At 47.0% G+C, this 25,149-nt stretch carries 25 protein-coding genes and 2 pseudogenes; 12 read left to right on the forward strand and 15 right to left on the reverse strand.

Features of this window, described 5'->3' with window-relative positions; genetic code table 11:
- Positions 1 to 35: 35 nt before the first annotated feature.
- From CWC46_RS23385 to CWC46_RS20325, 5 genes are all read right to left on the reverse strand, one after another.
- Positions 36 to 974: an ATP-binding protein gene (locus CWC46_RS23385; RefSeq protein WP_237160195.1), complete on the reverse strand. Its 939-nt coding sequence runs from the start codon at positions 972 to 974 to the stop codon at positions 36 to 38.
- The gene (locus tag CWC46_RS23390; RefSeq protein ID WP_021014714.1) at positions 971 to 1,642 is read right to left on the reverse strand and encodes a hypothetical protein; all 672 of its coding nucleotides are present in this window, start codon (positions 1,640 to 1,642) and stop codon (positions 971 to 973) included. Before CWC46_RS23390 ends, CWC46_RS23385 begins: the two co-directional genes overlap by 4 nt.
- A gap of 197 nt (positions 1,643 to 1,839) precedes the next feature.
- Positions 1,840 to 2,142, reverse strand: a complete 303-nt coding sequence (locus CWC46_RS23395) for a hypothetical protein (protein ID WP_021014713.1) — start codon at positions 2,140 to 2,142, stop codon at positions 1,840 to 1,842.
- Entirely contained in the window at positions 2,135 to 3,121 is a 987-nt protein-coding gene (locus CWC46_RS20320) for a glycosyltransferase family 9 protein (protein ID WP_021014712.1), read from the reverse strand. Before CWC46_RS20320 ends, CWC46_RS23395 begins: the two co-directional genes overlap by 8 nt.
- 6 nt (positions 3,122 to 3,127) lie before the next feature.
- Entirely contained in the window at positions 3,128 to 3,961 is an 834-nt protein-coding gene (locus tag CWC46_RS20325; RefSeq protein ID WP_021014711.1) for a helix-turn-helix domain-containing protein, read from the reverse strand.
- Positions 3,962 to 4,630: 669 nt separating this feature from the next.
- Between CWC46_RS20325 and CWC46_RS23400 the strand changes: the two genes are divergently transcribed.
- Positions 4,631 to 4,882, forward strand: a complete 252-nt coding sequence (locus CWC46_RS23400; RefSeq protein ID WP_021014710.1) for a hypothetical protein — start codon at positions 4,631 to 4,633, stop codon at positions 4,880 to 4,882.
- 202 nt (positions 4,883 to 5,084) lie between these two features.
- Positions 5,085 to 5,261 (forward strand): annotated as a pseudogene (locus CWC46_RS23035) (integrase core domain-containing protein); the annotation flags it as partial.
- Between the two features lie 56 nt (positions 5,262 to 5,317).
- Here CWC46_RS23035 and CWC46_RS20335 read toward each other — a convergent pair.
- A complete protein-coding gene (locus CWC46_RS20335; RefSeq protein ID WP_021014708.1) occupies positions 5,318 to 5,632 on the reverse strand; it encodes an integrative conjugative element protein, RAQPRD family in 315 nt (104 codons plus the stop codon).
- Positions 5,633 to 5,924: 292 nt separating this feature from the next.
- Between CWC46_RS20335 and CWC46_RS20340 the strand changes: the two genes are divergently transcribed.
- The 6 genes and pseudogenes from CWC46_RS20340 (at position 5,925) to CWC46_RS20370 (ending at position 11,090) form a co-directional block, all read left to right on the forward strand.
- The gene (locus tag CWC46_RS20340; protein ID WP_021014707.1) at positions 5,925 to 6,467 is read left to right on the forward strand and encodes a GNAT family N-acetyltransferase; all 543 of its coding nucleotides are present in this window, start codon (positions 5,925 to 5,927) and stop codon (positions 6,465 to 6,467) included.
- A 513-nt stretch (positions 6,468 to 6,980) separates the two neighbouring features.
- The gene (eitA, locus tag CWC46_RS20345) at positions 6,981 to 7,982 is read left to right on the forward strand and encodes a siderophore ABC transporter substrate-binding protein EitA (RefSeq protein WP_021014706.1); all 1,002 of its coding nucleotides are present in this window, start codon (positions 6,981 to 6,983) and stop codon (positions 7,980 to 7,982) included.
- Positions 7,983 to 7,999: 17 nt separating this feature from the next.
- Positions 8,000 to 9,016, forward strand: coding sequence for a FecCD family ABC transporter permease (locus CWC46_RS20350; protein WP_237160196.1), 1,017 nt, complete (start codon positions 8,000 to 8,002; stop codon positions 9,014 to 9,016).
- The gene (gene eitC, locus CWC46_RS20355; protein WP_021014704.1) at positions 9,016 to 9,777 is read left to right on the forward strand and encodes a siderophore ABC transporter ATP-binding protein EitC; all 762 of its coding nucleotides are present in this window, start codon (positions 9,016 to 9,018) and stop codon (positions 9,775 to 9,777) included. Before CWC46_RS20350 ends, eitC begins: the two co-directional genes overlap by 1 nt.
- 176 nt (positions 9,778 to 9,953) lie before the next feature.
- Positions 9,954 to 10,142 (forward strand): annotated as a pseudogene (locus tag CWC46_RS20365) (IS1 family transposase); the annotation flags it as partial.
- A 243-nt stretch (positions 10,143 to 10,385) separates the two neighbouring features.
- A complete protein-coding gene (locus CWC46_RS20370) occupies positions 10,386 to 11,090 on the forward strand; it encodes an acyl-homoserine-lactone synthase (RefSeq protein ID WP_021014702.1) in 705 nt (234 codons plus the stop codon).
- On the opposite strand, the gene CWC46_RS20375 is transcribed toward CWC46_RS20370, so the two are convergent.
- Positions 11,007 to 11,750, reverse strand: coding sequence for a helix-turn-helix transcriptional regulator (locus tag CWC46_RS20375; RefSeq protein WP_037380641.1), 744 nt, complete (start codon positions 11,748 to 11,750; stop codon positions 11,007 to 11,009). The two genes, CWC46_RS20370 and CWC46_RS20375, sit on opposite strands and share 84 nt — an antisense overlap.
- A gap of 780 nt (positions 11,751 to 12,530) precedes the next feature.
- Between CWC46_RS20375 and CWC46_RS23720 the strand changes: the two genes are divergently transcribed.
- Positions 12,531 to 12,725, forward strand: a complete 195-nt coding sequence (locus CWC46_RS23720; RefSeq protein WP_021014700.1) for a transposase — start codon at positions 12,531 to 12,533, stop codon at positions 12,723 to 12,725.
- A gap of 64 nt (positions 12,726 to 12,789) precedes the next feature.
- On the opposite strand, the gene CWC46_RS20390 is transcribed toward CWC46_RS23720, so the two are convergent.
- The 4 genes from CWC46_RS20390 to CWC46_RS20405 form a co-directional block, all read right to left on the reverse strand.
- On the reverse strand, positions 12,790 to 13,095 hold the full coding sequence (locus tag CWC46_RS20390) for a hypothetical protein (RefSeq protein WP_021014699.1): 306 nt from the start codon (positions 13,093 to 13,095) through the stop codon (positions 12,790 to 12,792).
- Positions 13,096 to 13,537: 442 nt separating this feature from the next.
- Complete coding sequence (locus CWC46_RS20395) at positions 13,538 to 14,332, reverse strand: molybdopterin-dependent oxidoreductase (protein ID WP_021014698.1); 795 nt, start codon at positions 14,330 to 14,332, stop codon at positions 13,538 to 13,540.
- The gene (locus CWC46_RS20400) at positions 14,325 to 14,957 is read right to left on the reverse strand and encodes a cytochrome b/b6 domain-containing protein (protein WP_037381242.1); all 633 of its coding nucleotides are present in this window, start codon (positions 14,955 to 14,957) and stop codon (positions 14,325 to 14,327) included. The genes CWC46_RS20395 and CWC46_RS20400 overlap by 8 nt, the downstream gene beginning before the upstream one ends.
- A 138-nt stretch (positions 14,958 to 15,095) precedes the next feature.
- The gene (locus CWC46_RS20405) at positions 15,096 to 15,722 is read right to left on the reverse strand and encodes a hypothetical protein (protein WP_021014696.1); all 627 of its coding nucleotides are present in this window, start codon (positions 15,720 to 15,722) and stop codon (positions 15,096 to 15,098) included.
- Positions 15,723 to 15,970: 248 nt separating this feature from the next.
- Here CWC46_RS20405 and CWC46_RS20410 point away from each other — a divergent pair, with 248 nt between their 5' ends.
- The 3 genes from CWC46_RS20410 to CWC46_RS20420 are packed head-to-tail and all read left to right on the forward strand — an operon-like array spanning position 15,971 to position 18,580.
- Positions 15,971 to 16,642, forward strand: a complete 672-nt coding sequence (locus CWC46_RS20410) for a heavy metal response regulator transcription factor (protein ID WP_021014695.1) — start codon at positions 15,971 to 15,973, stop codon at positions 16,640 to 16,642.
- Positions 16,639 to 18,066 carry a heavy metal sensor histidine kinase gene (locus tag CWC46_RS20415; protein ID WP_021014694.1) on the forward strand — a complete coding sequence of 476 codons (1,428 nt, stop codon included), beginning with the start codon at positions 16,639 to 16,641 and terminating at the stop codon, positions 18,064 to 18,066. Before CWC46_RS20410 ends, CWC46_RS20415 begins: the two co-directional genes overlap by 4 nt.
- Positions 17,996 to 18,580, forward strand: a complete 585-nt coding sequence (locus tag CWC46_RS20420; protein ID WP_071790847.1) for an FMN-binding negative transcriptional regulator — start codon at positions 17,996 to 17,998, stop codon at positions 18,578 to 18,580. Before CWC46_RS20415 ends, CWC46_RS20420 begins: the two co-directional genes overlap by 71 nt.
- 317 nt (positions 18,581 to 18,897) lie before the next feature.
- Here CWC46_RS20420 and CWC46_RS20425 read toward each other — a convergent pair whose 3' ends face one another.
- From CWC46_RS20425 to CWC46_RS20440, 4 genes are all read right to left on the reverse strand, one after another.
- Positions 18,898 to 20,829 (reverse strand): FAD-binding monooxygenase, encoded by a 1,932-nt coding sequence (locus CWC46_RS20425; RefSeq protein ID WP_021014692.1) that lies wholly within the window; start codon positions 20,827 to 20,829, stop codon positions 18,898 to 18,900.
- A gap of 130 nt (positions 20,830 to 20,959) precedes the next feature.
- A complete protein-coding gene (locus CWC46_RS20430) occupies positions 20,960 to 22,225 on the reverse strand; it encodes a gallate dioxygenase (protein WP_021014691.1) in 1,266 nt (421 codons plus the stop codon).
- 17 nt (positions 22,226 to 22,242) lie between these two features.
- Positions 22,243 to 23,619, reverse strand: coding sequence for an MFS transporter (locus tag CWC46_RS20435; RefSeq protein WP_021014690.1), 1,377 nt, complete (start codon positions 23,617 to 23,619; stop codon positions 22,243 to 22,245).
- A gap of 263 nt (positions 23,620 to 23,882) precedes the next feature.
- Positions 23,883 to 25,109, reverse strand: a complete 1,227-nt coding sequence (locus CWC46_RS20440) for a LysR family transcriptional regulator (protein ID WP_037380638.1) — start codon at positions 25,107 to 25,109, stop codon at positions 23,883 to 23,885.
- Between the last annotated feature and the right edge of the window lie 40 nt (positions 25,110 to 25,149).

A 25,149-nucleotide genomic window follows, 5' to 3' on the forward strand; every position in this document is an offset into this window, starting at 1 on the left:
AGTATCCATGTGCGGAATTGCAAGATGGGCAAGGTTTAGCCGTAATTTTCACGCCAGTCGGCGCGAGCTGGAAGCGATGGCGGCAACAATGGCGTTACGGGGGCCGGATGCTTCGGGGAAATGATAGGCATTTGTAGATCACTTAAAACAAGGTCAAACGATTTACGATATAATTTCTCCAATGCTCTTTCTGGATACGTTGTATACTCAACTGAAAAGTCATGCTGAAGAATTGACACTAAGGATTCGCATGCCATTTCATTATCATCGATAATTAATATACTAATCCCCTTAGCTGAAAAAGGTTTGTCATCGATATCGGTGATAATTTCAATCTCTGCAGGCGTTGACAGCTCAATGGGTAATGAAACGGTAAACACAGTTCCTTTACCAATGTCACTTTTCACATCAATAGTCCCTTTCATGGCTTTAACAACACCATGGACGATAGCCAACCCCATCCCAAAACCGGGCACTTTGTTGTCGTTTTCGACCCGTACAAACGGAGAGAATATGGCGTCTATTTTATCGTTCGGGATACCCTGACCCGTATCTTCGACCTTAATAACCAGTTTAGACTTTTCGTGAACAATAGCATTTATCTGCACGTTACCATTTTCGGTGTACTTTATGGCATTGGTGACAATGTTTTCTATGATTTGCATGACTCTGGAAGGATCACTTTTTATATATACATCTGAAACTTTTTCCAAGCTTACATTGACATCGTTCTTGTTCAGTATGGAAATGCTTTGTTCGACGGTGTCATGCACAAGCTTATGTAAGTTGAATGATGAGCTTTTTATTTCGACGTTACCGTTATCAACCTTGGCAAATTCAGCAAGGTCTTTCATTTGACGTTCCATTTTCATGGCAGCATTTTCCAAACGTTCGAAGTGATTGAATGCAGTACCATCTTCTTTCTGAGTAATCACCTCTACCGAGGATATTATTGCCTGGAGTGAAGTTCTCAATTCGTGACCCAACACTCCAAGGAAAGCATTTTTGTTGTTAAAGGATTTTTTTCTGATTCTAATTGGTTGTTAATGGATTTTACTTGTCGATATGAGATGAAAAGCATCAACAAAAACAAGAAATACAGTGACGCAACTGGAAACTTCATAGAGTTTCCTTTATCGATATAGTCCTGTTGAATAATATTTCGCTGTCTGACTTCTGCATGATCTGAAATAACAACAAGTTTTTTATTATCTTGCCCTATTAATTCAATTTTTTTAAGGATGATCGAGTAGTCAGGAGTGTTTTTATTTAACTCGTTATCGATATTTTCCAGGTTAGCATTTATTTGTTCTACAGCTGTAGCATAACCAGTCTCTTCAAATAAGTATCTGGTTGATACACTTTCATGAAGTAAAACATTAGAGTTCGAAAAAAGAAGATCAAGCTCAGTTTGTAATTCTTCTTTATCAATGTTCCCCAATCGTAACTGACGCTCAATATTTGCATCAAATCCTGCCAGCCTGATCGTGAATTTAGCTATTGCCCATGCATAGTTTTCTTGTGGGCCTGCCGATTTCATATTATGGCTTGTGGAGAAATACTGTTCATACATCCACACAAAACCGCCGGTTAGAATCAAAAAAACGACGACGTACTGAATCAGGATCCGTTTTAGCTTCATTTTTCTATTACCGTCATACTATTTACTTGCCAGATATAACGAGCTTGATATATTGGGCTATTGAGTTTTTCGAAAAATCTATCTAAAGGATAAATAACGAAATAGGGACCGAAGTTTCTTACCTTCAGACCCACGCCATCCATTTTGTTTGCTAGAATAATATCGTATTGCTCTACGTCAGATAAAGGAATGTCGACTCAGTAGTCATTCAGTGCCCTCATTCTTAACGTTTTGCCATGAGCCCCGACAAGTGTCAATAAATCCTTGAATTTTACCCCTTCGAAATCCACCACGTGTCCAGTCTCAGTCCAGGATGTAGTTGTTTTTATATGGGATTTTTTTAGTTTATTAAAGTCATCCATGGTTAACAAATATCCGCTGCCATGATTTTTATTGGTTATGTCGCCATCTATATAGAGATCCCCAATCTTTGCAAAAGAAGGGACTGAAAATAATAAAGTAAGTATGAATAATGTGGACAGTGATTTTAACTTACGCATAGTAAATCTCAAATTCTTTACTTATTGAATTAACTAAAATTACATCTTCACTATTATGGATCCCTTCTGTTTTATCATTTCCGATGTAAACAGACTCGCAATGAGTATAGTATAGACTACGAAACTCTGGTTTCACTGTTGTAAAAATACAGGTGGTTGGTATGTTAAAACCAGCGCCAATATGTAAGGCTGCGGAGTCACATGTATAGAGGTATTTTGCATATTTTATTATAGATGCAAAGCAAGCAGTGCTTTTTGATAACTCAGTAATGTTAGTATAATTTTTATGGTGAACATCACTGAACCCAAGGACTTTAACCTTAAATTTATCGCTTAATTCAGATATTATTTTTCTATGATACTGTTGCGGTATACTTCTTATTTTTGTACTTGCGTGAGGGCAGAACAGAACATATTCACCTAGGTTGTTATTATCAAGGGTAGAATTTTTTAGCCATGAGTTACTTTTGAACTCAACAGGAATAAAGTTATGTTCGAGACCAAGGTTTCTTAAAAAGAAGTCGTGCATCTCCCACTTGTTAAAGTCTTCCCAATATAGTTGATTCCCTATGTCTATTATTAGTTCGGATTCCGCTGCCTTGGTGATGTCAAATGGCATGAAGTGAATTTCATTTATTATATTGTTCGTTAGAGTATAAATCTCATTAACATAATTAGGGCAGTTCTCCGGGCGAATGACTCTGATAACAATGTTGGGATTTATATTTTTAATTGCATGCAGTGCAGATATACCGATTATAGAATCACCCAGAGTCACACCTAGTCCATTGATGACAGACAGACTTTTAATTTTTGAGTAGTCAAACGAAATGTTGGTGATTGCGTTATTGTGGATCATTGGCATACGTAGTGGGGAAATATCTCCACATAGCTGCTCTTTACTCACCCCATAAGGAGAAACAATATACCTTCCATCAAGTAAAAGGCTTCCAGTATATGTTAATAAACTGTTGTTCATAATTACTCACTTAGGAAAATGCTTGTTGATTAGTGATTTTATAACACTGGTTTTAATCGATTTTGCATGAGGACCAGTAATATCATAGTCATTTATTGCACTTGCGATTTCGCTATCAGCAATCCCTAGTAGCTGTCCAGTAAGAACCAGGATCATGGCATTTTTATTCTCTGAGTTTCTTATTTCTTTTATTGTGTTAAAAACGGTTCTCGCCCCAACAACCCAATCCAGTATATAGGCGTCATAAGGGCTGTTCTTCAGGCTCACTTCTAATGATTCTATGCTATAGAATGGGTCTACAACATATTCATAACTGCCAATGATTTCCTGAAGACTATCTACTATGTTCTTGTCGTCATCAAGAATTGCAATTCGGTGTTTTTTTACATTTTGCTTATGAGGATATAGCTGAATAATTTCAATATTACGCTTTGACTCAAATAGTACGTCATCTTTTATATCATCAGTACGGAACACAACCCATTCGTCGTTGATTTTTAAAGCTGAGTACTCCGTTGGGCCATTGGAATTGATATCTGTTAAATATATTTTGCATTTAACATTTGTCTTTCCATCGTTCCAGATCGCGGTATGTACTTCATTTACTGAATAGCTATATATGTCGAAGAAGTCGCTCATCTTCATACCGATAGAGTCAATTACTCTAATCAGTTGCGATACTTCCCAGTTCGAGGCCCCAGTCAGCTTCTTTTGTGCCACAGCTGTTGTGATATTTAATACACGGCTGGTGTGGCTGATATGCTTTTGCTTTGTAATACCTCTCATCGCCAAAGCTTTGGCAATGACTTCCCCCAGAGCACTTTTATTGTTGATTTCCATCTCCCACCTTTGGCCAAATTCAGCTTAAAAAACAGTCATTATTTTATACTCAAAGTTGTATTTTTCAATGAAAAGAGCGGGTTATGATATCTCACAATGATTAAATAAATCGTAAAAGTATCAATTTCATTGACATAATGTCATTTCAGTTAACAAAAAGAAGCCGGAGTGTGGAAGCCAGAGAGAACGAGCTCAAGCTTCTGAGCGTTATGCTCATTTTCTTTCAGATGAGTATAACGCTCAGGTGATACCAGCACGTACAACACCAGAGGAAGTTCCAACTCAGAGTTGGTAGGGGGTGCCTGACGATGAGGAGGGATGCGCATAACATTGAGGGTGGACTTTTCGCGCTTGAACGAATTCTTGTGAATCGTCAAAACACCCCGTAATAAATTCACCTGAGTTTTGTTGTTCTTGGCACCAGGGAAAATTGATAAAAATCATAATCAAATAACAGTATTTTGGCTTTGGGATTGCCTTCTGAAGTATCGATATTGCTCATTGCTTTTACATTAATAGACGCCAGCAATGCTGGGTTGATAACTGTCTATCAACCTGAAAACGACTGACTATGGGAAACTTTCTCTTCTGGAAAAAGGTTTTTCTGTGGTGCTCGTCGTATTGACCTGCGCAGCATAAGCGCCGGTCAAGCTTTGCGGAGTGCTGTTGATGTCTTATTGTTATACACCTGAACAGTCCGCCATCATCGGTTGGTCTGGAAGCAAACTGGTGGTTAAGGCTTTTGCCGGCACCGGAGAAACGTCCACACTGGTGCGGTTCGCGTTAGCGAACCCTGACAGCAGGGTGCTCTATCTTGCCTATAACCGGGTGGTCATGGATGAAGCAGAACAAAAATTCCCATTCAATGTGGAATGTAAAACGTCCCATCAACTGGCCTGGCCCAACTTCGGGCGCCACTAATATGCTGCTGAAACGGCAGGGAGAAACGCTGTCCGTGGTCGGAAACGGCGGCAAAGACAACGTAGTGGCGAGCTTGTCGGCAGAGGACAAGTCACAACACGTGGCCGTACTCAGTCGGACCGTTGCAAGCGTGATTGGTGTGGCGCTTGAAGCCAGCCTGGCGGGCAGAAAAGTGTATTGGGTTGGCGGTATCGCCGGTTACAAAACAGAAATGCTGGATATGTATCTATTTAAAGCATTGTCAGAGGTACAATATTTAACAGAAAACTGGCGTACAGAATATAACAAAGAGCGGCCACACAGCTCACTCGGAAATCTGCCGCCGGTTATTTATGCACGACAAAAACTGACCGGAAACTCTCAATGGCAGTGGTACTAAAGTCGGAGGGATTACACCGGCACTCCAGCCTGACTGCTGAGCACTGGTCATGGCCATTAGCGCCCCTCCTCACGGTACTGACCGGTGACTGACATCGGCACCGAAGGCTGAGCCCGGGACGGTTCCAGATAATGTGCAATACCTTGTTTCATCGTAGTGATATCGCGTGTTGCACTGAGGTAGTCGAAGTAAAAACGGGCATCCTGGCCATTCTGATTGGCCACGACACGGGCTCTGTCGAGACCGGCCTGAACCTGGTCAAGCTGACGCATCGCCAAAGCCAGCTCATCTTTTTCGAAAGCCTGCGTCTGGAACGTGCTGAAGCCAGAAATGGTCAGTAGCAGCACGCAGAGCCCGAGGGATTGGCGCATGACGTTCTCCTGTGTGTTTAAGGTTGCGGGGAAAGACTGACGTAACCGAGCACACAGGGCAGCAGTAAACTGTTTATGGCAGGATGAAAATTAAAGAGGAGATAAAAGAGTGATGCTATGGTGCATCATTGGGGTCCTTTGCCACCCCAGCACAAGCCAGGCTTGTGCTCCCCACAGTCCTCTTTTCTCCGAAATGCACACTGCATGCTTACGGAGAAAAGAGGAGTAAGAAAATGATTAATGGGAAATTTAGTCTGAAGCAAAAACACCCATTAGGTAATATGAGGTTTTCATGATCTTAACGACTACGCCACGACTCATTATTCGTGCATTCAAAGACAAAGACGCATCTGCGCTTTTCGACTATCTGTCTTCGCCCCGAACACCTTGTTTTCAGGATGAGAAACTCAGTTCATTCGCAGAGGCAATAGAAGAGGTCAACAAAAGATCCCGTGATGCCAGCCAGTTTGCAGTATGCCTTAAAGAGACTGACGGGTTGATTGGCCATCTCTTTGCCGATAACAGTGAAGAGCCGGATCGGAATACCTGGTCAGTGGGCTGGCACTTTAACCAACGTTACGAAGGCCAGGGTTATGCCACTGAATCCGTCGCGGCACTGTTTCAATATTTATTTTCTGAAAAAGAAGCCAGACGCCTTTATGCCTACGTTGAAGACTACAATCTGGCCTCTCAGAGGCTTTGTACCCGCCTTCATATGCGTCAGGAAGGCTGTTTTAAAGAGTTTGTCTCGTTTGTGACGGAAGATTGCGAAGAAAAATACGACGATACCTTTGTCTATGCGCTGCTCAAAAAAGAGTGGCAGCCTATGGTATAGCAGCGGATGTATGACAGTTTCTCGCGCTTAGCCGACCAAGGCTCCCTGCGAAAGGGTCGGTGCCAGATATAGCGGACATCACAAATAACACAGGAGGCTTAACCAACAAGGGCAGTTCAGCCGGTTTATGAATAGCACAAGGAAATCTCGTAAAGCACAAAGAGCCAAGACTGATATACTAAAAATGTTATCCGGTGTAGCATACATCACTGGAATTACAATTATTTCGGTGTCCAAGTCAGTATCAATGAACAGGAAGCTTGTCGTTTTTAACCAGACTGCTGCGATCATCCGCAACTAATGGGGCAAATCCTGCAACCTTAATCGCCGTCTCGTTATACACGGCATCATACCTACTTTAAGCGTTTTTTTGCCGCTTAATTCCATAATGTTGATGTGTATTTAATACGTATTTTACATAGGTTAAGCAGTAAATTTTATCGCATAATAAATAATTTTCATTATCATTACGCTTTCGTATTTAAAATTCATTCCGTTGAAGAGTAGTGTTTAATGAAAAAAGTCATCTGCGTGTTAGGAATGGTGTTCGCCTCAGTCAGTTCTGCTTGGGCAACCACGTATCCGCTAACGATTGAGAATTGTGGATATAAAGAGACGTTTACCAAAGCCCCTGAACGCGTTGTCGCACTGGGACAAAATACCGTCGAAATTCTGCTGCTATTAGGGTTGCAGGATAAGTTGGTCGCCAGCGCGTTTTGGCCGACTAAAGTTCTGCCGCAACTAGCTGAACAGAATGCAAAAATCAAAACGCTGACGGTGGAAATACCGACACTTGAATCTATTCTTGCCCAAAACCCTGATTTTGTTCCCGCACAACTGCCTTTGCTGCTCGGCCCAGAAAGTAAAGTCGCCAAGCGTGAAGATCTCGCCACCGTTGGCGTAAATAGCTACATGTCTCCTGGTATGTGTGCAACCAAAAAAGACATTGGCGATATGTACGGTAGCCGCCAAAAACTGTGGAACATGACATTTCTTTATAAAGAGATTGAAGATTTCGCTAAAATCTTCAATGTAGAAGATCGCGGCCGGGCGTTAATTGCCGATTTTAAAAAACGCGAAGCAAATCTTCGCCAGGAGTTCGGAAAAAACAAAAAAGACCTTTCGTTTGTTTTTTGGTTCTCCAGCGCTTCCCCCTCCTCTGACGCCTATGTTGGCGGCAAGAACAGTGCTTCCGGTTTTATTGCCAATGTGTTAGGCGGCCATAACGCCATCACCTCAGAGACAGAGTGGCCAACCGTCGGTTGGGAGAGCATCATTGCCGCGAATCCCGACGTGATTGTCGTTTCAAGCCTTGACCGTAATCGCTGGGCACTCGATAACGCGGAAGAAAAAATTAAATTCCTCAAAACCGATCCTGCTGTCAGTCAGCTAGATGCGGTGAAAAAAGGTCACATAGTCGTGATGGACGGTCAGGCGATGAACCCAACTATTCGCACGATCTATGGTGCTGAACAAGTCGGCGAACAGCTCAGAAGTCTGGGACTAAATAAATGACCTCTGTGGCACAGCCGATGAGACAGACGTTCCTGCTAGGCACGTCGAGTGTTCTTTCAGTAGCGCTGTTATTCCTGGTGATCGCGATTGGCGTCAGTGTGGGTGAATTGTCTATCCCGCTGCGAAGCGTGTTCTACGCCATAAGCAATAAACTCGGACTGACAGAGGTGCCCCTTAGCCGCATTTACGAAAGTGTAATTTGGGACTTTCGCCTGAGCCGAGCTCTTGTTGCGGCCTGCTGCGGTGCCGGGTTGGCGATTTGCGGTGTGGTACTGCAAAGTCTGCTGAAAAATGCACTGGCAGAACCTTATGTGCTCGGTGTTTCTGCCGGCGCTTCAACTGGTGCGGTTTCAGTGGTCGTATTGGGCATCGGAACGGGTGCCGTGTCGCTCTCTGCTGGAGCATTTGCGGGGGCATTTTCTGCCTTTGTATTTGTCGCCTTTTTGACCAATGGCGCACGCGGCGGTAATGACCGCACCATTCTGGCGGGTGTTGCTGCGTCTCAGCTCTTCAACGCTATTACCGCTTACACCATTAGCACATCCGCTAGCGCGCAGCAGGCGCGTGACGTGATGTTCTGGTTATTGGGCAGTTTCAGCGGCGTGAGATGGCCTGAGTTTCAACTTGTTCTGGTAGTCGTGCTGGTAGGGCTTGCCGTGTGTCTTTACTATGCTCGAGCGTTGGATGCTTTTACTTTTGGCGATGATGCGGCCGCCTCTCTGGGCATTTCCGTTCCCTGGGTTCGCCTGATCCTGTTCACTACCACTGCACTGATCACCGCCACCATTGTTAGCATGGCTGGTTCCATCGGTTTTGTAGGTTTGGTCGTTCCGCATGCCATGCGCTTCTTCTTTGGGCCGTTGCATCGCACGTTGCTTATCGCCAGCGCACTGGCAGGTGCCATCTTGATGGTATTGGCCGATATAGCTTCGCGCTTATTGATCGCCCCGCAAAGTCTCCCGGTCGGCGTGGTCACCGCACTGGTTGGCGTGCCGTTCTTTGCCGTTATTATCTACCGCTCAAGGAATAAGTGATGAGTATCACCGCTGAAAATATTACCTGGACGGTGGGTAAAAAGACGATCGTCAACAATGTCTCGCTGAGCGTTTCGCGTGGAGAAACCGTCGGGCTGATTGGTCCTAACGGCTGTGGTAAGTCATCACTTCTGCGGATCCTCGCTGGATTACGACGCCCCCACTCGGGTACTGTCACGCTGGACGGGCAAAACATCGCTCGGATTGCCAAAAAACAGCTGGCGCGCCGGGTGGCGTTTGTTGAGCAGCACGGCATGACGGAAGCAAATATGCGCGTTGTCGATGTGGTGAAACTGGGGAGAATTCCCCATCATTCCCCATTTTCTAACTGGAGCCCGCAAGATGACGATACTGTCACCGCCGCGCTCCAGCGCGTGGATATGCTTAGCAAAAGCGAACAGGGGTGGCTGAGTTTATCGGGTGGCGAGCGCCAGCGCGTTCACATTGCACGGGCTATTGCACAATCGCCGACGGAAATCCTCCTTGATGAGCCGACCAACCATCTGGATATCCATCATCAGATACAGTTGATGAAACTCGTCAGCGAATTGCCAGTGACCAGCATTGTAGCTATTCATGACCTTAACCATGCCTCCATGTTCTGCGACGCGTTGATTGTGATGCAACAGGGCCAGATCGTCGCTGCGGGTAGCCCGCAGGTGATCCTCACTGAGTCACTGCTTTGGGATGTGTTCGGGGTAGAGACAAAGATCGAAATATCTCCATTCCACGGAAAAAAACATATCTACTACATCGCTTAAGACCAGGTCATTAGCATGACTTATCAATTCTGCGGTCAGTTGCTCAGCTCTGGCCGCTTGTTTTATTGGGTAGCCAATTTTTTAATATCGGTTTTCACGCCGTTGTGCCGTTTATGAACGTACTTTTATGCGGCGATATGATGCTGTCCGGCGGACTCATCGAGCTGATATTAGGTTATAGCCGGGAAGTACCGAAGGATAAGCATCTGACGGGCAAAATATTTACTCAACGTATTGAACGTAACAACCTGACGTTACGAACCCGCATAAAGCGCCGGGCCTGTAAAACAATCGGCTTATCACGATCGATTCAGTTGCATGAAAAGGTCATCGGGGCCTTCATCGAAAAGTATATGTTCTACTAATTGGAGTCATTACCGAAAATTGTTAATGAAGTATTGCTTTCTTTTCCAAATTTCATCTCTGATTTTAATTTTTTATTATTTGTTCTAAGAATAAAGAAGTGGAGTTATTTATTTCAAATGAGTCTCGTTATGAAAATAATCTTGTCATGGGTTTTAAATTTACTTGTCACATAGGCTCTGATACAATTACTCGCCGTGCCCTATGACAACGTTGAAATATATTTTTATTATGGGAACGCTATAATGATAGACTTTTTTGATTTAGATTATGATTCATTATCCCAAAAGAGATCAGCCGAGCTATTTTCGCTTAGAAAAAAAACGTTTAAAGATCGCCTTAACTGGAGAGTGAGTTGTGAACAAAACATGGAATTTGATGTGTATGATAATAAAAACACCACGTATATCTTTGGTGTTTATGAAGGGAGTATTATTTGCAGTTTGCGGTTTATAGAAACAAGATTCCCTAACATGATAATCGATACATTCAAACCCTATTTTACTCAGTTGCATTTACCGGAGGGTAATCATATTGAAGCCAGCCGTTTATTTATTGATAAAGAGCGCATTAGAGCACTTCACCTGCAACAGCACCCGATCAGTTTACTTCTTTTTTTATCGATGATTAATTATGCAAGAAGTCTGGGCTATGAAGGTATTTACGCAATTGTCAGTCATCCGATGCTGATTATATTCCAACGCTCCGGTTGGCAAGTTTCTATTGTTGAAAAGGGGCTTTCAGAGAAGCATCAGAATATTTATCTGATCCATATGCCTGTGGATGAGCATAACCAGCATCTATTGATAAAACACATCAACAAAAAATCACCCCTCTTGAATAACACATTAAACGCGTGGCCACTATCATTCTGCGTCAGGGAGAATCGGTCTGATCAGTTTCAGCTCGACCCCAAGCCTTATGGCATGTTTGGCATTGGTAACACCTAGTTTTTTGACAGCATTACCCACATGATATTTTACTGTGGTGAGTTTAATCCCCAAGATAAGGGCGATTTCTTGATAAGATTTCCCCATGCTTGCCCAGTAAAGTATTTCATTTTCACGTTTGGAAAGTATTTCTTTTTGGTTTTTTTTATTAAACTGATGGGTGTCATTGATTTCTTGATAAAGTGTTATCAGTTTTTCATGCGTTGTTAATAACAACATTTGCAGGTCATTTTTCTTGTCGACTATTATCTTTTCTATATCATCATCGCAGGATTTGTCCATGATGATAGATAGAACAACCAGGTTGTGATTGTGGTCGTGAAGTACAAAGGTATACCCATTAATGACATCATAGTTTTTAGCCATATTAAAAATCTTGGGCATTTTTAATCCTGAGCTGATCATGATATTTTCATCCCATAAAAAGGGGGTAAAACAGCATGATGCCGTGATCAGAACGGGATCGATGAATTGAAGGTTATTTTTAGTATAAAAATCAAACCATTCCATTCTGTTGGAAATGATGGCGAAATCATTCGGATTCTTTTTATTCATTATGGCATAAGCGTATTTGATATTGTTAAATACTTTTAAATTTTTCTCCAAATAGTTTTTTATGGATATATTAATAGACGTATTATTAAAGAATGAATTAGACACCCAATTATCTCCTTGATAAAAACATATCGCAATCGTCATAGTATACCATAAGATCCTACTGTAGGATAATTGTCTGACAAGCATGAATGCCTATCAGAAAGTTACTCGGATATTTTATTCTGTGAAAATGAGCGTAATATACTGATTACGATTGTATCATAATACACGATTCTGCCTAACTAACATCAATCAATAAATACCAGAGAGAAAAGAAAACTGGACAATCTGAATACGTCAGTATTCTACTTTATCAAGACTGAATTAAATAAAATCGTTAGCGTGTTATGTTATTTCTTTCTTTTTGAAGGCCATCATTGTTTGAATGCATGTGCATTTTTATCTGGTAAATAACAACAATATAGTTTATTTATAAAACGGCAGGTATGTAGGAAGAGTCTCACTCGTTTATCACAAAGTGAGACTAAAATTGACAGATTATTGACTATTCGTAATAATGGTAAAAATTTTCCCTGGTGTTGGCCAAAATGGCACCTGATCCTTTAAACGGGATCAGTTTTTTTTCACATTCAAAACACTTTATTCTTGTGCAGAAACAATAAAGTTTTTTATCAATGAATGATAGATAGACTAAAGTACAGTCTCACACTGTACTTTATTGGTAAAAGGTCTTCATTTCATCTTCTTCTATGGATTAATAGCTCGCTAATTCAGTGTAACCACCCGGCCACAGGGGGAGACTTCCTTCTTGTCAGATACTGATCTGTCCTTGATTTAATGCCCACCTTGTTTTCAAAGCAGTCAACGAAAGCGAGGGTCCCTATGGCAAGACAACAATATACCCTGGAGTTCAAGCGCCGAGCCGTGACATTACTGTTCGAAAGCGACAAGTCCGTAGCCCGTATAACACAGCAACTTGATATCAAAGAGAATACACTCCACAACTGGAAAAATGCGGTTAGTGATTTTGAACTTTTGTTTTTGCCAAGGGATACCGCGATATCATCAGGAATGTAGTGATCTGATCCTGATTGCGGCCAAAAGTTCGATTTATTCAACAAAATCCCCTTGTCACGAGATATCAAAAAAGCGTGGTTTCAAGACTGATTTCTTCCACACGGATGATCCCTGATATGTCAAATCCTTCCATATCAGCCTTGAACTCCTCACTACGCATATATTCCTGATTCAAAGCATGGGGATCACATCCGTCAGGAAGAGTGACAATCGCGATAACCTGACTGGCCTGATCATCTGTGCCAAGATACACGTTGTTAATAAATATACCAAATTTAGGTAGACTTATCAGATGCTTGGGCCAGTGGTGATGAAAGTAGGTCTCCGCAGTATTCTTATCTTTCAGTGTATAAATTCTGAGTTGTTTCATCGTTAGCGCCTTAAAATTATCTGTTCAGCAGGATGCCAAACCAGCATACAGATACAAAGTTAAGTTGTTTTAACAAAAAATCACACATGACAGGATGAGAATGGGCAGAATTCTCCTATTGTCCAACGCGCGAAGAATAAAAAATGTCCCAAGGTGGTGAAAAATCGTTCACACCAGGATCGTAGATCACCATCGCCATGCTTAGGTTGTACAGCCAGATTAACCACTGAGGTATCGATTTGCGCGATCAGTACAGCGGGGCAATGCGTGATTAATACCGCTTTTGAACTAGAGGATTTCGAAACCTGCCCTTCTACCAAAGGGTTGATTTGATGATTCGGTATTGATGGTTATCTTTAGCATTTTCAGAAGTATCGCCCCTGCGCTTTATCAAGCCAAGCGTCAAGGACGAGACTACATTTGCGTAGCATAAGATGCCAGGTTAGAGACCGCTGAACCAGTTATACCCCTGATCTTCCCAATATCCTCCCGGATAGGTGTTGCTTACCGAGATGGCGACAATATGCTTGGCATTTTTAAAGCCCAGCTTGGTGGGAAGGCGCAAACGCAGCGGAAAACCGTAGGAATCCGGCAAAGTTTTACCGCTAAAGTCCAATGCCAGCGTGGTCTGCGGATGCAGCGCGGTGGCCATATCAATACTCGAATAGTAGCGATCGGCACAGCGAAAACCGACAAATGCGGCGTGAAGGTCTGCGCCTATGCGTTGTAAAAAGGTACTTAGCGGTACGCCACTCCACTGACCAATGGCGCTCCAGCCTTCAATGCAAATCAGTCGGGTAATCTGACTTTGTTGTGGCAGCGCTCGCAGTTTCTCCAGGGTCCAGGGTTGTTTGTCGGCAACCCGGCCAGAGACGTCCAGACGGTAGCTCGACAGATCAATCTCCGGCACATTGTCCTCTGGGTAAAAGGCATTGAATGGAAACGGATGGGTTATCTGATCGGCCGCGTAGGTCTGTGCCAACCGTCTACCCCCGAACAACCACCCCTGAACCCGATCGTTCCAGCGGGACATAGCCCAAAGCACTTTGTCCACCTGGTCGCCGTCTTGCATATTGCAGCCGCTAAGCAGGGTCAACGCACCGAGCGTCAGGCCGGAACGCAACAGCAAACGGCGCTGCAAGCAATGCAACTGCTTTTGTTGCGCGGGTTCCAGTTGGAGTTGGATTCGTGGTGCCGCCGGATGATCATTGCTGCGGTTCTTTTCAAGCTCAGTCATGATTGATTTCCTGTCGTCCACGCTTAGCGTTCGGCTTCGCGGAGCCGGTGATCATTGGCAGCAAGGTCGAGGGAACCATTATCACCATCGCCATATGCACGATGATGAACAGCCCGATGCCGGCCATGGCGAAAAAATGGACATAACGCGCCCGATCAAACCCGCCAAACACCATTACCAAATAGGATAGCTGTACTGGTTTCCAAATCGACAAACCGGACAAAACCAGCACCAGACCACATAGCAGCACCAACAGATAAAGCGCCTTTTGCACCGTGTTATAGCGCCCAAGCCGGTGTTCTAAGCGCAGCGTCAACGCCAGTTTGATATCCACCAGCAACGAACGCGGCGTCACCGGTAAAAAATCATGGCGAAAATGGCCGCTGCACAGTCCCCATAACAGATAAAGCAGACCATTGGCTACCAAGGCCCACATTACCGCCAAATGCCAGGCAATCGCCCCGCCCAACCAGCCCCCGAGTGTCAGCGCAGGAGGGAAAGTGAAGCCAAACAGCGGAGACGCATTATAAATTTCCCACCCACTCATCAACATCGCACCGATAATGGGCACGTTTAACCAGTGCATAATCCGCACCGGCGCGCGATGAATTCGGATTTTAGGCAACTTGGCAGATTTTCCCACAAGACCTCCATAAACCAGACCTTCGTGAACAACACCTGCATACACCACGCCTCGGTGAACCAGCCGAAAAACCTGTTGGGCATCCCGGCCTGAATGGATATGGCCTCAAGTCGGATTGAATTACATCGGCGGTATAATACCGTTGATGCCGACAATCATCCGCCCCGCAACGATAGGCTTCGTGTCGTCGGCGGCCGGGAATAGAATCACATGGGCGCCCATTTTAAGCAGCGATGAGTCTCCAGATGACAACAGCACAACTGGCACATCCTCCGGCACAACGATCTTTTTCTCACCATGTTGATACTTAACGATCATTGTTCGGCCATTAGCATTCACCAACTGCCCCACCGTGCCGTTGGTCATGGTGCCAACCTTGCCATCCGCGCCTTGCCAGGGTCTGAACCCCTCACCCGAACCACGCAGCGCCGGATCAAACACATGGACCTCCAGCGCTTTTAACGTACCATCCGGCTGAGGCGCCGCCGCAGTGCCAATAAAGCTGTCGGGTTTAATGTCGCTGATTTTACCCTGTGTCACTGCGATAAAGCTGGTTTTACTGGTGAATGTCACCTCATGGTTCCCCCCTTTTCGATCGGTTACCTGTAGATGATCGCCACTTATCTTGGTTAGGGTACCGCGTAAAATGCCCATCGATTTGCCCGGTGCATCTGCCGCCATCGCCGCAAAGCTACCTAGCGTTAGGGCTCCCAATAAGATACCTGTTAACATCTTCTGTCTGGTCATTTCCACTCCTGTTATCAGTCTGGCCGAACGCCTGGGCGCCGGGTACAACACTTATACAATGCCGCTCTATCCTGAATCGTAGTTAACATCGTTAGCTTGGCAAACCGACCCGCTCCCCCAGATGACCATTTGATGACAATATTGTCATCAAATAACCAAGGACGAACTGCTACACTGGTCGCTTGGCTGCCATGGGCCGATGATAAACGGCCTGGTTTGCCGGGTGTGGAACGACGAGGACCCCGTGGATGCGTATATTGATAGTCGAAGATGATCACAGCACCGGAGAATATTTGCGCAAAGGACTGGGTGAGGCGGGTTATGGTGTGGATTTGGCTCGCAACGGTACCGACGGACTGTTTATGGCGCTGGAACAAACCTATGATCTGATCGTACTGGACGTCATGTTGCCCGGGCTGGACGGCTGGCAACTCATAGAAATTATCCGTAAAAAAAACGATGTGCCGGTATTATTTCTAACCGCCCGCGACGGGGTGCAGGATAGGATCCATGGTCTCGAATTAGGCGCGGATGACTATTTGATAAAGCCCTTTTCATTTACCGAGTTGGTATTGCGTATCCGGACCCTGCTCCGGCGCGGCGTCACCCGCGAAGAGAATGACTATTGGTTGGCGGATCTGCATCTCGATGTATTACGGCGTAAAGTAACCCGGCGAGATCTGGCGGTTGTGCTAACTAACAAAGAGTTTGCCCTGCTCGCGCTATTTGTTCAGCGCCAGGGTGAGGTTTTATCCCGTACCCAGATAGCGTCTCAAGTGTGGGATATGAATTTTGACAGTGATACCAACGTGGTTGACGTCGCGGTTAAACGCTTACGCGCTAAAATAGACCGTCCGTTTGAATTAAAATTGATCCATACAGTACGCGGTATCGGTTATGTCTGCGAGCCTCGGCAATGAAAACGCCGCCAATGCCATTGCTTTCCCTGACACTGCGTTCGGCACTGCTGTTCGCTGCTGTTGCCGCGCTAGTGGTGAGCATCGTGGGGTTTTACCTGTATGGTGACATCGCCCATTCCATGCGGCGCATGGCCGGCATACATACGTCCGGTCGAGTAGAGTATTTCCGCAATTTGCTCAGTAATCAATTCCCTCTCTCCAGACTCAGTGAAAACCCGCACTTATTTGAAAATATGCTGGGCAACGAGTGGGATATTCTGGTTTTCCAGCGGCCCGGACAGCCCCCTTTGATTAATGTCAATCCACGCGGTTATGTCTTGCCTGCTGTCACGCCGGTGCCCGCCGACCAGCCGCTGAACCTGGCAACCGTCCATCTGGCGACAACACCCAACGGCGTGCCGATCCGTTTTGTCAGCGCGCTGGTGGATAATGATGATCAAGAAACAATACAAATTACCGCCGGTCACGTGATGGTCAACGAGACCCGGATGCTGGAACAATACCGTAATCGCATTATTGAGGCGACGATTGGCGCATTTATGCTGATAGCAGTAATGGGATATTTGGTTTTGCGTCAAGGTCTCAAGCCATTGCGTCGTATGGCGGCTCAAGCGCGGGGTATTCATCCGGATACGCTTGATACCCGGCTATCGGAGCAGGGCGCGCCCCCTGAACTGCACCAGCTTATCGGATCATTTAACCAGATGCTCGATCGGTTAGCGGACGGCTATCAACGCTTAAGCCAATTCTCGGCTGATTTAGCCCATGAAATACGCACGCCGATCAATGCATTGATGGGGCATTGTCAAGTGGCGCTTTATCAGCACCGTTCTGCGCAGGAGTACAAGAGCGTACTGGTGCGCAACAGTGAGGAGCTAGAGCGTATATCGCGCCTGGTGGAAAATATCCTGTTTCTGGCACGAGCCGGGGAAGCGCATTCGGCGATTCAACCGACGCTGTTATCACTTAACGCCGAGATCACAAGAGTAGCGGACTATTTTGAAGGTCTGGCAGAAGAGCGCGAGCTTTTATTAGATTGCCAGGGCCACGGCCAAGTGTGGGCAGATGCCATACTATTACGCAGGGCACTGAGCAATTTAGTGGATAACGCCATCCGATATGCCAATCAACATAGCCAGATTATCCTGTGCGGTCGCCGTACTGCCGGCGGTTGGCTAATCGAGGTGACTAACCAGGGGCCGGTTATTCCGGCACAAAGTATGGACAGGTTGTTCGACCGTTTTTACCGTGCCGATAATGCCCGCACCCGTAGCGGCAATTCCACCGGTTTAGGCTTGTCTATTGTCCAGGCGATTATGACGTTGCATCAAGGCTGTGCAACGGCCCGCTGCGATGCTGACGGCACCTTGTGTTTCAGCCTTTACTTCCCTGATCGCCCCCCGCAAACTTGCCCGGCGGAATAGCAATATAATAATTTCCGGTGAAAATCTGATTGAGACTCATCTGGCGTCAGGCAATCCACAATTGACCTCACTGGACAGTCAAGTCTGCCTGCTAAATGTTCTTGGTCCACATGCGTTTATTTCTACAAGCCATTATCTGGTTCGCCCGGCCGTTCCCACCTGGAACTATGCCTCGGTCAGCCTAAAAGGGATCAGTACACTGATGGCGCCACATGATCTCAGTTTATCGCTGGACAAAATGCTGGCGTTTTTTCAACCGGAACTGATGCAGGATAAGGAGACGCTTCCGGATGAGTTCAGAAAGAAGCTCATGCTTGGAATAACAGGGATAAAAATTGAAGTAACAGAAATGAAAGGTAAGTTAAAGCTGGGTCAGCACCGCAGCCAGGCTGACCAGCTTAATGTGTTTAAGCAGTTGGCGGGAAGTCACGAAGAAAATGCCTTATATGCCCATTTTGCACAGCAGTGGCTGAAAAAGTTCCGGCCGTCTGTTTTGGATGGTGCCTCTTCATAATGACAGGAATATTCATGGTTTTGAGGGCGGTCCAAGCGAGCAGCTAAGTAAGGTGCGATCTTTATGGGCCGGGCAAAACATATCCTTGAATTAAGGCTGGCAGTGGTAAAGCATTATCGTTCCGGCAAAGACGGGCCGGTATGCTCTCTCTTTTTATTCGGGTTTCACGCAGCGTTTCGGTCGCTATCTAATTCCTGCACATAAACGGGAGCCATTTTCACTGTCCCCGTTCGAAAATGGCTCCACAGTCTGTTAATAATGACGTTTCAACTTACGTATCGCGCCACCTCGGCCTCTACAGGGGTAGATTAACGTTGTCAGCGCTTGTTCGCCGGCAACATAAAGCCAGCAAAAAACGCTGACAATTCATCAAACGCCTGCAACGACAGGACATGAGCCACATACTGGTCGGGACGTACCACCACAATGGCGCCCGATGTGCGATCTATTCCCCGTACGGAAAAAATATCCTCCCCGGACTTCAGGTCAGGGCAAAATATTTTTTCATAATCAATTAACCCATATTGACCTTTCCGGGGGAGTAAATAGGGAGGCAGATGGTCTATTTTAAGCTCGCTGGCCGGCTGCTGAAAAATAACTCGGATATCAAACACATCATCACAATCGCCGCCCGGTGGGGTGAAACGATTAATCGGGGAACTAATATCCTTATAAAGGAATGAGCAAAGCTGATTGACGGCTGATGACGCCTGATAAGGATCCTCATCAGAGGCAAAGATAAACAAACGCCAGCGAGCATCGCTTTTAATGACATGACCAAGCTGTACCGGTTTGATATCCGCCAGACGAAGGACCGGGGCCGAGTGGAAACGGCTGCCAATGATGAATCCAGAGGCGAGATCCTGCCAGGCGGCTATCCCGGTCAGCCTGGAGGGCTGATAAGTCACCGACATCCCCGCGGTATAGCGGCCATGCTGAATAAAATAGCGTTGAAATTTGGGCTCATTACCCTGACTGTTGTCATTAAGTTCTGGTCGTTCACTCATAATTCTCGACCATTCACGATCAAAATTAATCAGATCCTGCGCCACGCTCTGCCGTTCTTCTGAGTAGGTGTGCAGAATCTCCGGCGGACTGATGCCTTTCATCACGGCGATCAGCTTCCAACCGAGATTAAACGCATCGCCCATGGAAACGTTCATTCCCTGTCCAGCTTTCGGGCTGTGGGTGTGGCAGGCATCGCCACAGATAAAAATGTGGGGCAGTTGATGCGCCACCGCCGTCTGCGGCACCTCATCAAACTTATCGGTCAGCCGCTGTCCGATTTCATACACTGACCACCAGACCACCTCTTTGACGTCAAAGTGATAAGGCTGAAAAATACGCTGTGCCGCGCCAGTCAAATCATCAATGGTGATATGGCGATTGCGGATCCGCTCACCCTCAGTCAGTTTATCCAGTTCGATATAGAGTCGAGTCAGATAACCGCCCTCGCGTGGAATAATAATAATGTTGCCCTCGAAGGCTGACTGAATCAGCGACTTACAGCGTATGTCCGGAAAATCCGTAACGGCCAGGACATCCATCACCCCCCAGGCCTGGTTCGCCGAATCACCAACCAGCTCGCGGCCAATCGTCTTGCGCACCGTACTGCGCGCACCATCACACCCCACCACATATCGAGCGCGAATGGTTATCCGCTCGCCCGTCGGCATGTCGTCAACCAGCCAGACCAGGGTAACTTCAACAGGGTACGTCGGGTCTGCTTCCGGCGTCAGCACGATGTCGGTTACGCTGATGGAGTAAACTGGCTCCAGACGGGATGGGGATTTACGCATCAACTCCAGGTACATATCGTGAATACGGGCCTGATTAAGAATCACATGCGGCATCTCTGATAACCCGTCGGCAACGTCCTGGATACGTCCATTGCGGGTAATGGTGGTAGGCGCGTTATGGGCAGGTTTCCAGAAAGTAGTCTCATTCACCCAGCAGGCCTGTTTCAATATCTGTCCGGCAAATCCAAACGCATTGAACATCTCCATTGAACGACAGGAAATGCCATCCGCCTGCCCCTTTTGCAGCGGCCCTGGTTTTCTTTCCACAATCAGCGTTTCTATCTCGGGGAAGGCGGCCAGTTGCGCGGCCAGAGTTAAGCCTGCCGGGCCGCAACCGACGATCAGCACATCGGTTTTGTCAGGTAACGTATCCGGTGCTCGTACGTTTTTCCTGCCATCTTTGAACCACTCCGGATCGCCGGGCTGAAAACCATTAAGATGATATTGCATACTCTTTTCTCCATTTAGCGGGCTACAGGCTAGCTATACCGCCGTTCGACCAAAGCAATAATTGAAGGGTGTATCGCGCAAGAGAACCAAAGCGCTATGCCCTGAGAAAGCAGGGCCGATCGCCATGCGATCATACCGTTGGCTCTTTTCCCGCCACTGAATAGATGACCTGCTGATTACGGGTTTTCATAAACTCATCCAGTGGCACGCCTTTCATGGCCGCATAGATATCCAGGTTTGACGCACCGGTTACCGCACCGAACTTCTCCAGTAGGAAAAAACTGGCGCCGTATTGGATCAGCTTGCGCCAGTCGCGTTGGCGTATCATTTCGCATTCCTGTTCGCTCAACTTCGCTTCGGCAAACATTGTCTGCGCATCGTGGCGAAAACGTTCACGCAGTGCAGGCTTAATCAACTGGTATAAAAAACGGTTCAGTCGCAATGCCTCCAGACTGCGCGCCTGGGTAAACGGATAGGAACCCGATAGTTTTTCTATCCCCGCCAGCTGTTCCGCCATCTTGGCCTGATGGCGTTTTACCGTATTCACCGGGAGCGTACCTGACTGATTTTCCAGGATTAATGTGGCAATACCCGTCATGGACGGCAAATAATAGGCCTGATGCTTTTTCACCACATTAGCCGAAAGCGCGCCGCGCATGACTAGCCACATAATCTCCTCGGCACCTTCCACTCCACTGAGTTCGGCATACTCTGCAATGGTCATTTCTGTTAAACGTTGTGGGTCATTTACCAACAACTCCATAAACTGCGCGTCCCATTCCACGTTATTAAAACCGCAGCGTTCACCATGTACCTGATGTGATAACCCTCCGGTAGCCACAATCGCCACATTGATATCCTCCGGGTAACTCTCGATAGCGCGACGTAACGCCTGGCCCAGTTTGTAACAGCGTTTTGCGGAGGGAATGGGGAATTGCAACACGCCAACCTGTAGCGGGACGACACGGGTTGGCCAGCCGTCCTTGAATGGCATCAGCGCTGAAAGGGGGGAGAATAATCCGTGATCCAGTGGCTTATCCATAAAGAACGACATATCGAACTCATCGCTCATCAGGCTGGTGCCAATATGGCGAGATAACGCGGCGTCACCTTTCACCGCCGGCAACGCACGCGGACCGCCACCTTCATCAGCGACGTGATACTCATGGTCGATTCCCAGTGAAAAAGCGGAGTAGTGATCAAAAAAAAACGAAGTGACATGATCATTGAAGATATAGAGCAGCGCATCCGGCTTTTTCTCGGCCAGCCATTGCTGCATAGGGCCGAAGCCATCAAAAATCCGCTCCCAGGCTCCTTCTTTCTGTTTATCGTGATCAACGGCAAAGCCGATAGTTGGGGTATGAGACACGGCCAGGCCGCCTATGATATTTGCCATAACGATAACTCCACTTATCAGTTATTTAACGTTTGTGACAGCGTAGGGATTTCACCGAGTCCGGCGTCCTTTACTTTTCTGACCCGAGTAATGTTTTTATGCAAAATAATGCTCAGTGCGGCAAAAAACGCCGACAAGGCAAGCACGAAGAAAATCGCTGATTGCCCGGGAAACGCCCCCATCAACAGGCCGCCTAACGATGAACTGGTGATAGCGCCAATGCGGCCAATGCCGTGCATCCAGCTCACGCCGGTGGCGCGGATTTCCGTTGGATAATAGCCAGGTGAGTAAACTTGTAGACCGTTCTGCGCGCCATTAATGCATACACCGGTAATAAAAATGATCACGCCCAGCGCCACGCTGCTAAACCCGAGGATCCCTTGCATCAACAGGCAAACAAAACCCATCAGGTAGAACAGACCAATGACATATTTTGTCCGCAGTTTATCCATCAGGATACCGACGATAATGCCACCCAACGGCCCCCCCAACTGAAACAGTCCGGCGATGATGGCAGCCTGTTCAAGTGAAATGCCGCCGGAGTGCATGATGGTCGGCAGCCAGCCGTTAAGCAGATAAATGACAAACAATCCCATAAAGTAGGTCAGCCAGAGGGCGATGGTGCCGCGAGCGTACCCATGGTGGAACAGCTCGGTAATCGAGCTGTTCCGTTTCACGTCAGACTCAGGAATCGTAAACTCGGTGTCGGCAGAAAAGGTGCCACCCATGCGATTGAGCAGCGAGACGATTTTTTTAGGTGCCGTTTGGCGCGATACCAGATTAAGTGCTGACTCGGGTAACAACCAGGTGAACAGCGGCAACATCAGCAAAGGTACCGCCCCACCCAGGATCAACACAGATTGCCAATGATAACGCGCTAGCAAACCTGCCGCGATAAACCCGCCGAGACCAGAACCGATATTAAATCCGCTGAACATCAGCGTTATCATCAACCCTTTACGACGCTCCGGTATATATTCCGCCAGCAGCGTTACGCAGTTGGGCATCACTGCCCCCAGGCCAAGCCCGGCGATAAAGCGTAACAGCGCCATCTGAAGCGGTGAGGCGACAAAGGCACAGGCAAGACTAAAGGTGGAAAATATCAGTATAGAAAACAAGATAGTACCCTTGCGACCATAGCGATCGGAGAGCGGCCCGGCGATCAGCGCGCCAAGCGCTACGCCAAACATCGCGGCACCCAGGATGGGGCCCATAGCAGCACGGCTCATCCCCCAGTGCTCGATCAAGGCCGGGGCGATAAATCCCATTACCGCCGCATCATAACCATCAAACATAATGATAATCAGGCATAGCACCAGCACACGCCACTGGAAGGCAGTGATAGGCTGTGCGTCAATCCAAGATTTCACGTTGATCAAGTTGTTTGTTTTCATCGGGTACGCTCTCTGTCATGCCGCTAATGGCAGCTATTGGTGTAGTGAGAGAAACTTAACAATCCTGCAAAACGTTAAGCGCACCGGCGAAAAGTGTCTGTCAAAAAAGACTTTTAGAGGTATGAGTTAGGTTTATATTGTGATAGAGATGGCAAAGTTTCAGTCAGGAAAAACCCTGTAACAAACTCTCTATGCGGGCATTTAGTCGAAGGTTTTCAATAAAGGCCATATGAATTTTGTTTAGTCTGCCAAGACAGAGGGGATCAGATTGGCTGCACTACCTCACCGATGCACTGTAACAGCGCCGTCGCGGCTGGCGAATGCAGCGCTCCCTGACGAAACGTCAGGCCTATTTGCCGCCGCGTATCGGGCAGATTCAAACGTAGGGGTTTCAGTATCCCGGCACTGAGTTCATATTCCAACTGGTGAGATGACACCGCCGCCACCATATCCGAATTAAGCAGCAGGCCACGCACGATGGCTAAATCGCCACTTTCCACCACCGGCAAGGGAACGTTCATCCCCAGGGCCTGAAACGCGCGGTCGAGCAGATGGCGCGAAGGGGAGTTATCGCGCGGCAAGATCCACTGCGTGGCATGCAGATCGGTGGAGACCAGCGGGCGTCCCGCCAGCGGATGCTGAGGCCGCGCCAGCAAGATCAGCTCTTCGTCGAACAGCACCTGATTGTGAATATCCAGCACGGCTTCATCCTGCCGCAACGCGCCCAGAATAAAATCAATATCACCCGCGCGTAGCTCGGTCACCAATGCACTAAAAGCGCTTTCATTGGTTACCACCTTAACGCCAGGATAGCGCGCCATCAGTAGGCAGATGGCGCGGGGAAGCAAACTGCTGCGGCACAACGGCAGAGCGCCGACGTGTACCGTACCGGTCAGCACCCCCTGATAAGCGGCAATGTCTTCCGGGATGCGGCGGATCTCATTCAGGGCGCGGCTGATGAAGGGAGCGATTTCGCGTCCAGCCGGGGAAGGCATCATGCCTTTAGGCGTTCGCTGAAACAGCAGCATACCAGCCCCTTTTTCCAGCACCTTCAATGCGGCGCTAACCGCTGGTTGGCTGATGCCCAACGCACTCGCTACGCTCTGGGTATGGTGCAAATGGTAGAGCGCCAAAAAAATCTGCAAACGTCGCAAGTTGAATAACCAAATCGGCTCGGCATCGTTACGCCGAGCGGTGTCGTGTTGTCTTAGCCGATGCAACATCTGCGGTGCCTGGTGTAATTCCTGAACGGCGCGCCGGGCGCGTGGCAATACGCATTTCCCCATTTCCGTCAATAACATGCCGCTGGCATGACGTTCAAACAAGAGAACGGACAGCGTAAGCTCCAGATCGCGGATTGAACGGGTAATAGCTGATTGGGTACGAAATAAATTATTGGCAGCAGCGGAAACTGTGCCGCGATCAGCAATCATGCAAAAAGCCCGTATTTGCATGATTTTTATTGAATTATCATCATTTTTATTTTTCATTTCCATACCGTGTAACAGACGAGGGGAAGATCACAACATA

Origin of the sequence: Prodigiosinella confusarubida, from assembly GCF_002847015.1 — a bacterium.
Classification (GTDB): domain Bacteria; phylum Pseudomonadota; class Gammaproteobacteria; order Enterobacterales; family Enterobacteriaceae; genus Prodigiosinella; species Prodigiosinella aquatilis.

What these genes read in the sequence shown, in the direction of transcription:
- CWC46_RS20320 (WP_021014712.1), bottom strand. Translation starts at nt 3,121, where the DNA reads ATGAACAACAGTTTATTAACATATACTGGAAGCCTTTTACTTGATGGA.
- CWC46_RS20325 (WP_021014711.1), bottom strand. Translation starts at nt 3,961, where the DNA reads ATGGAAATCAACAATAAAAGTGCTCTGGGGGAAGTCATTGCCAAAGCT.
- CWC46_RS20350 (WP_237160196.1), top strand. Translation starts at nt 8,000, where the DNA reads ATGAGACAGACGTTCCTGCTAGGCACGTCGAGTGTTCTTTCAGTAGCG.
- CWC46_RS23720 (WP_021014700.1), top strand. Translation starts at nt 12,531, where the DNA reads ATGGCAAGACAACAATATACCCTGGAGTTCAAGCGCCGAGCCGTGACA.
- eitA (WP_021014706.1), top strand. Translation starts at nt 6,981, where the DNA reads ATGAAAAAAGTCATCTGCGTGTTAGGAATGGTGTTCGCCTCAGTCAGT.
- CWC46_RS20395 (WP_021014698.1), bottom strand. Translation starts at nt 14,332, where the DNA reads ATGACTGAGCTTGAAAAGAACCGCAGCAATGATCATCCGGCGGCACCA.
- CWC46_RS20440 (WP_037380638.1), bottom strand. Translation starts at nt 25,109, where the DNA reads ATGAAAAATAAAAATGATGATAATTCAATAAAAATCATGCAAATACGG.
- CWC46_RS20415 (WP_021014694.1), top strand. Translation starts at nt 16,639, where the DNA reads ATGAAAACGCCGCCAATGCCATTGCTTTCCCTGACACTGCGTTCGGCA.
- CWC46_RS20425 (WP_021014692.1), bottom strand. Translation starts at nt 20,829, where the DNA reads ATGCAATATCATCTTAATGGTTTTCAGCCCGGCGATCCGGAGTGGTTC.
- CWC46_RS20420 (WP_071790847.1), top strand. Translation starts at nt 17,996, where the DNA reads ATGCTGACGGCACCTTGTGTTTCAGCCTTTACTTCCCTGATCGCCCCC.
- CWC46_RS20435 (WP_021014690.1), bottom strand. Translation starts at nt 23,619, where the DNA reads ATGAAAACAAACAACTTGATCAACGTGAAATCTTGGATTGACGCACAG.
- CWC46_RS20370 (WP_021014702.1), top strand. Translation starts at nt 10,386, where the DNA reads ATGATAGACTTTTTTGATTTAGATTATGATTCATTATCCCAAAAGAGA.
- CWC46_RS20430 (WP_021014691.1), bottom strand. Translation starts at nt 22,225, where the DNA reads ATGGCAAATATCATAGGCGGCCTGGCCGTGTCTCATACCCCAACTATC.
- CWC46_RS23390 (WP_021014714.1), bottom strand. Translation starts at nt 1,642, where the DNA reads ATGAAGCTAAAACGGATCCTGATTCAGTACGTCGTCGTTTTTTTGATT.
- CWC46_RS20390 (WP_021014699.1), bottom strand. Translation starts at nt 13,095, where the DNA reads ATGAAACAACTCAGAATTTATACACTGAAAGATAAGAATACTGCGGAG.
- eitC (WP_021014704.1), top strand. Translation starts at nt 9,016, where the DNA reads ATGAGTATCACCGCTGAAAATATTACCTGGACGGTGGGTAAAAAGACG.
- CWC46_RS20410 (WP_021014695.1), top strand. Translation starts at nt 15,971, where the DNA reads ATGCGTATATTGATAGTCGAAGATGATCACAGCACCGGAGAATATTTG.
- CWC46_RS20405 (WP_021014696.1), bottom strand. Translation starts at nt 15,722, where the DNA reads ATGACCAGACAGAAGATGTTAACAGGTATCTTATTGGGAGCCCTAACG.
- CWC46_RS23395 (WP_021014713.1), bottom strand. Translation starts at nt 2,142, where the DNA reads ATGCGTAAGTTAAAATCACTGTCCACATTATTCATACTTACTTTATTA.
- CWC46_RS23400 (WP_021014710.1), top strand. Translation starts at nt 4,631, where the DNA reads ATGTCTTATTGTTATACACCTGAACAGTCCGCCATCATCGGTTGGTCT.
- CWC46_RS20335 (WP_021014708.1), bottom strand. Translation starts at nt 5,632, where the DNA reads ATGCGCCAATCCCTCGGGCTCTGCGTGCTGCTACTGACCATTTCTGGC.
- CWC46_RS20340 (WP_021014707.1), top strand. Translation starts at nt 5,925, where the DNA reads ATGATCTTAACGACTACGCCACGACTCATTATTCGTGCATTCAAAGAC.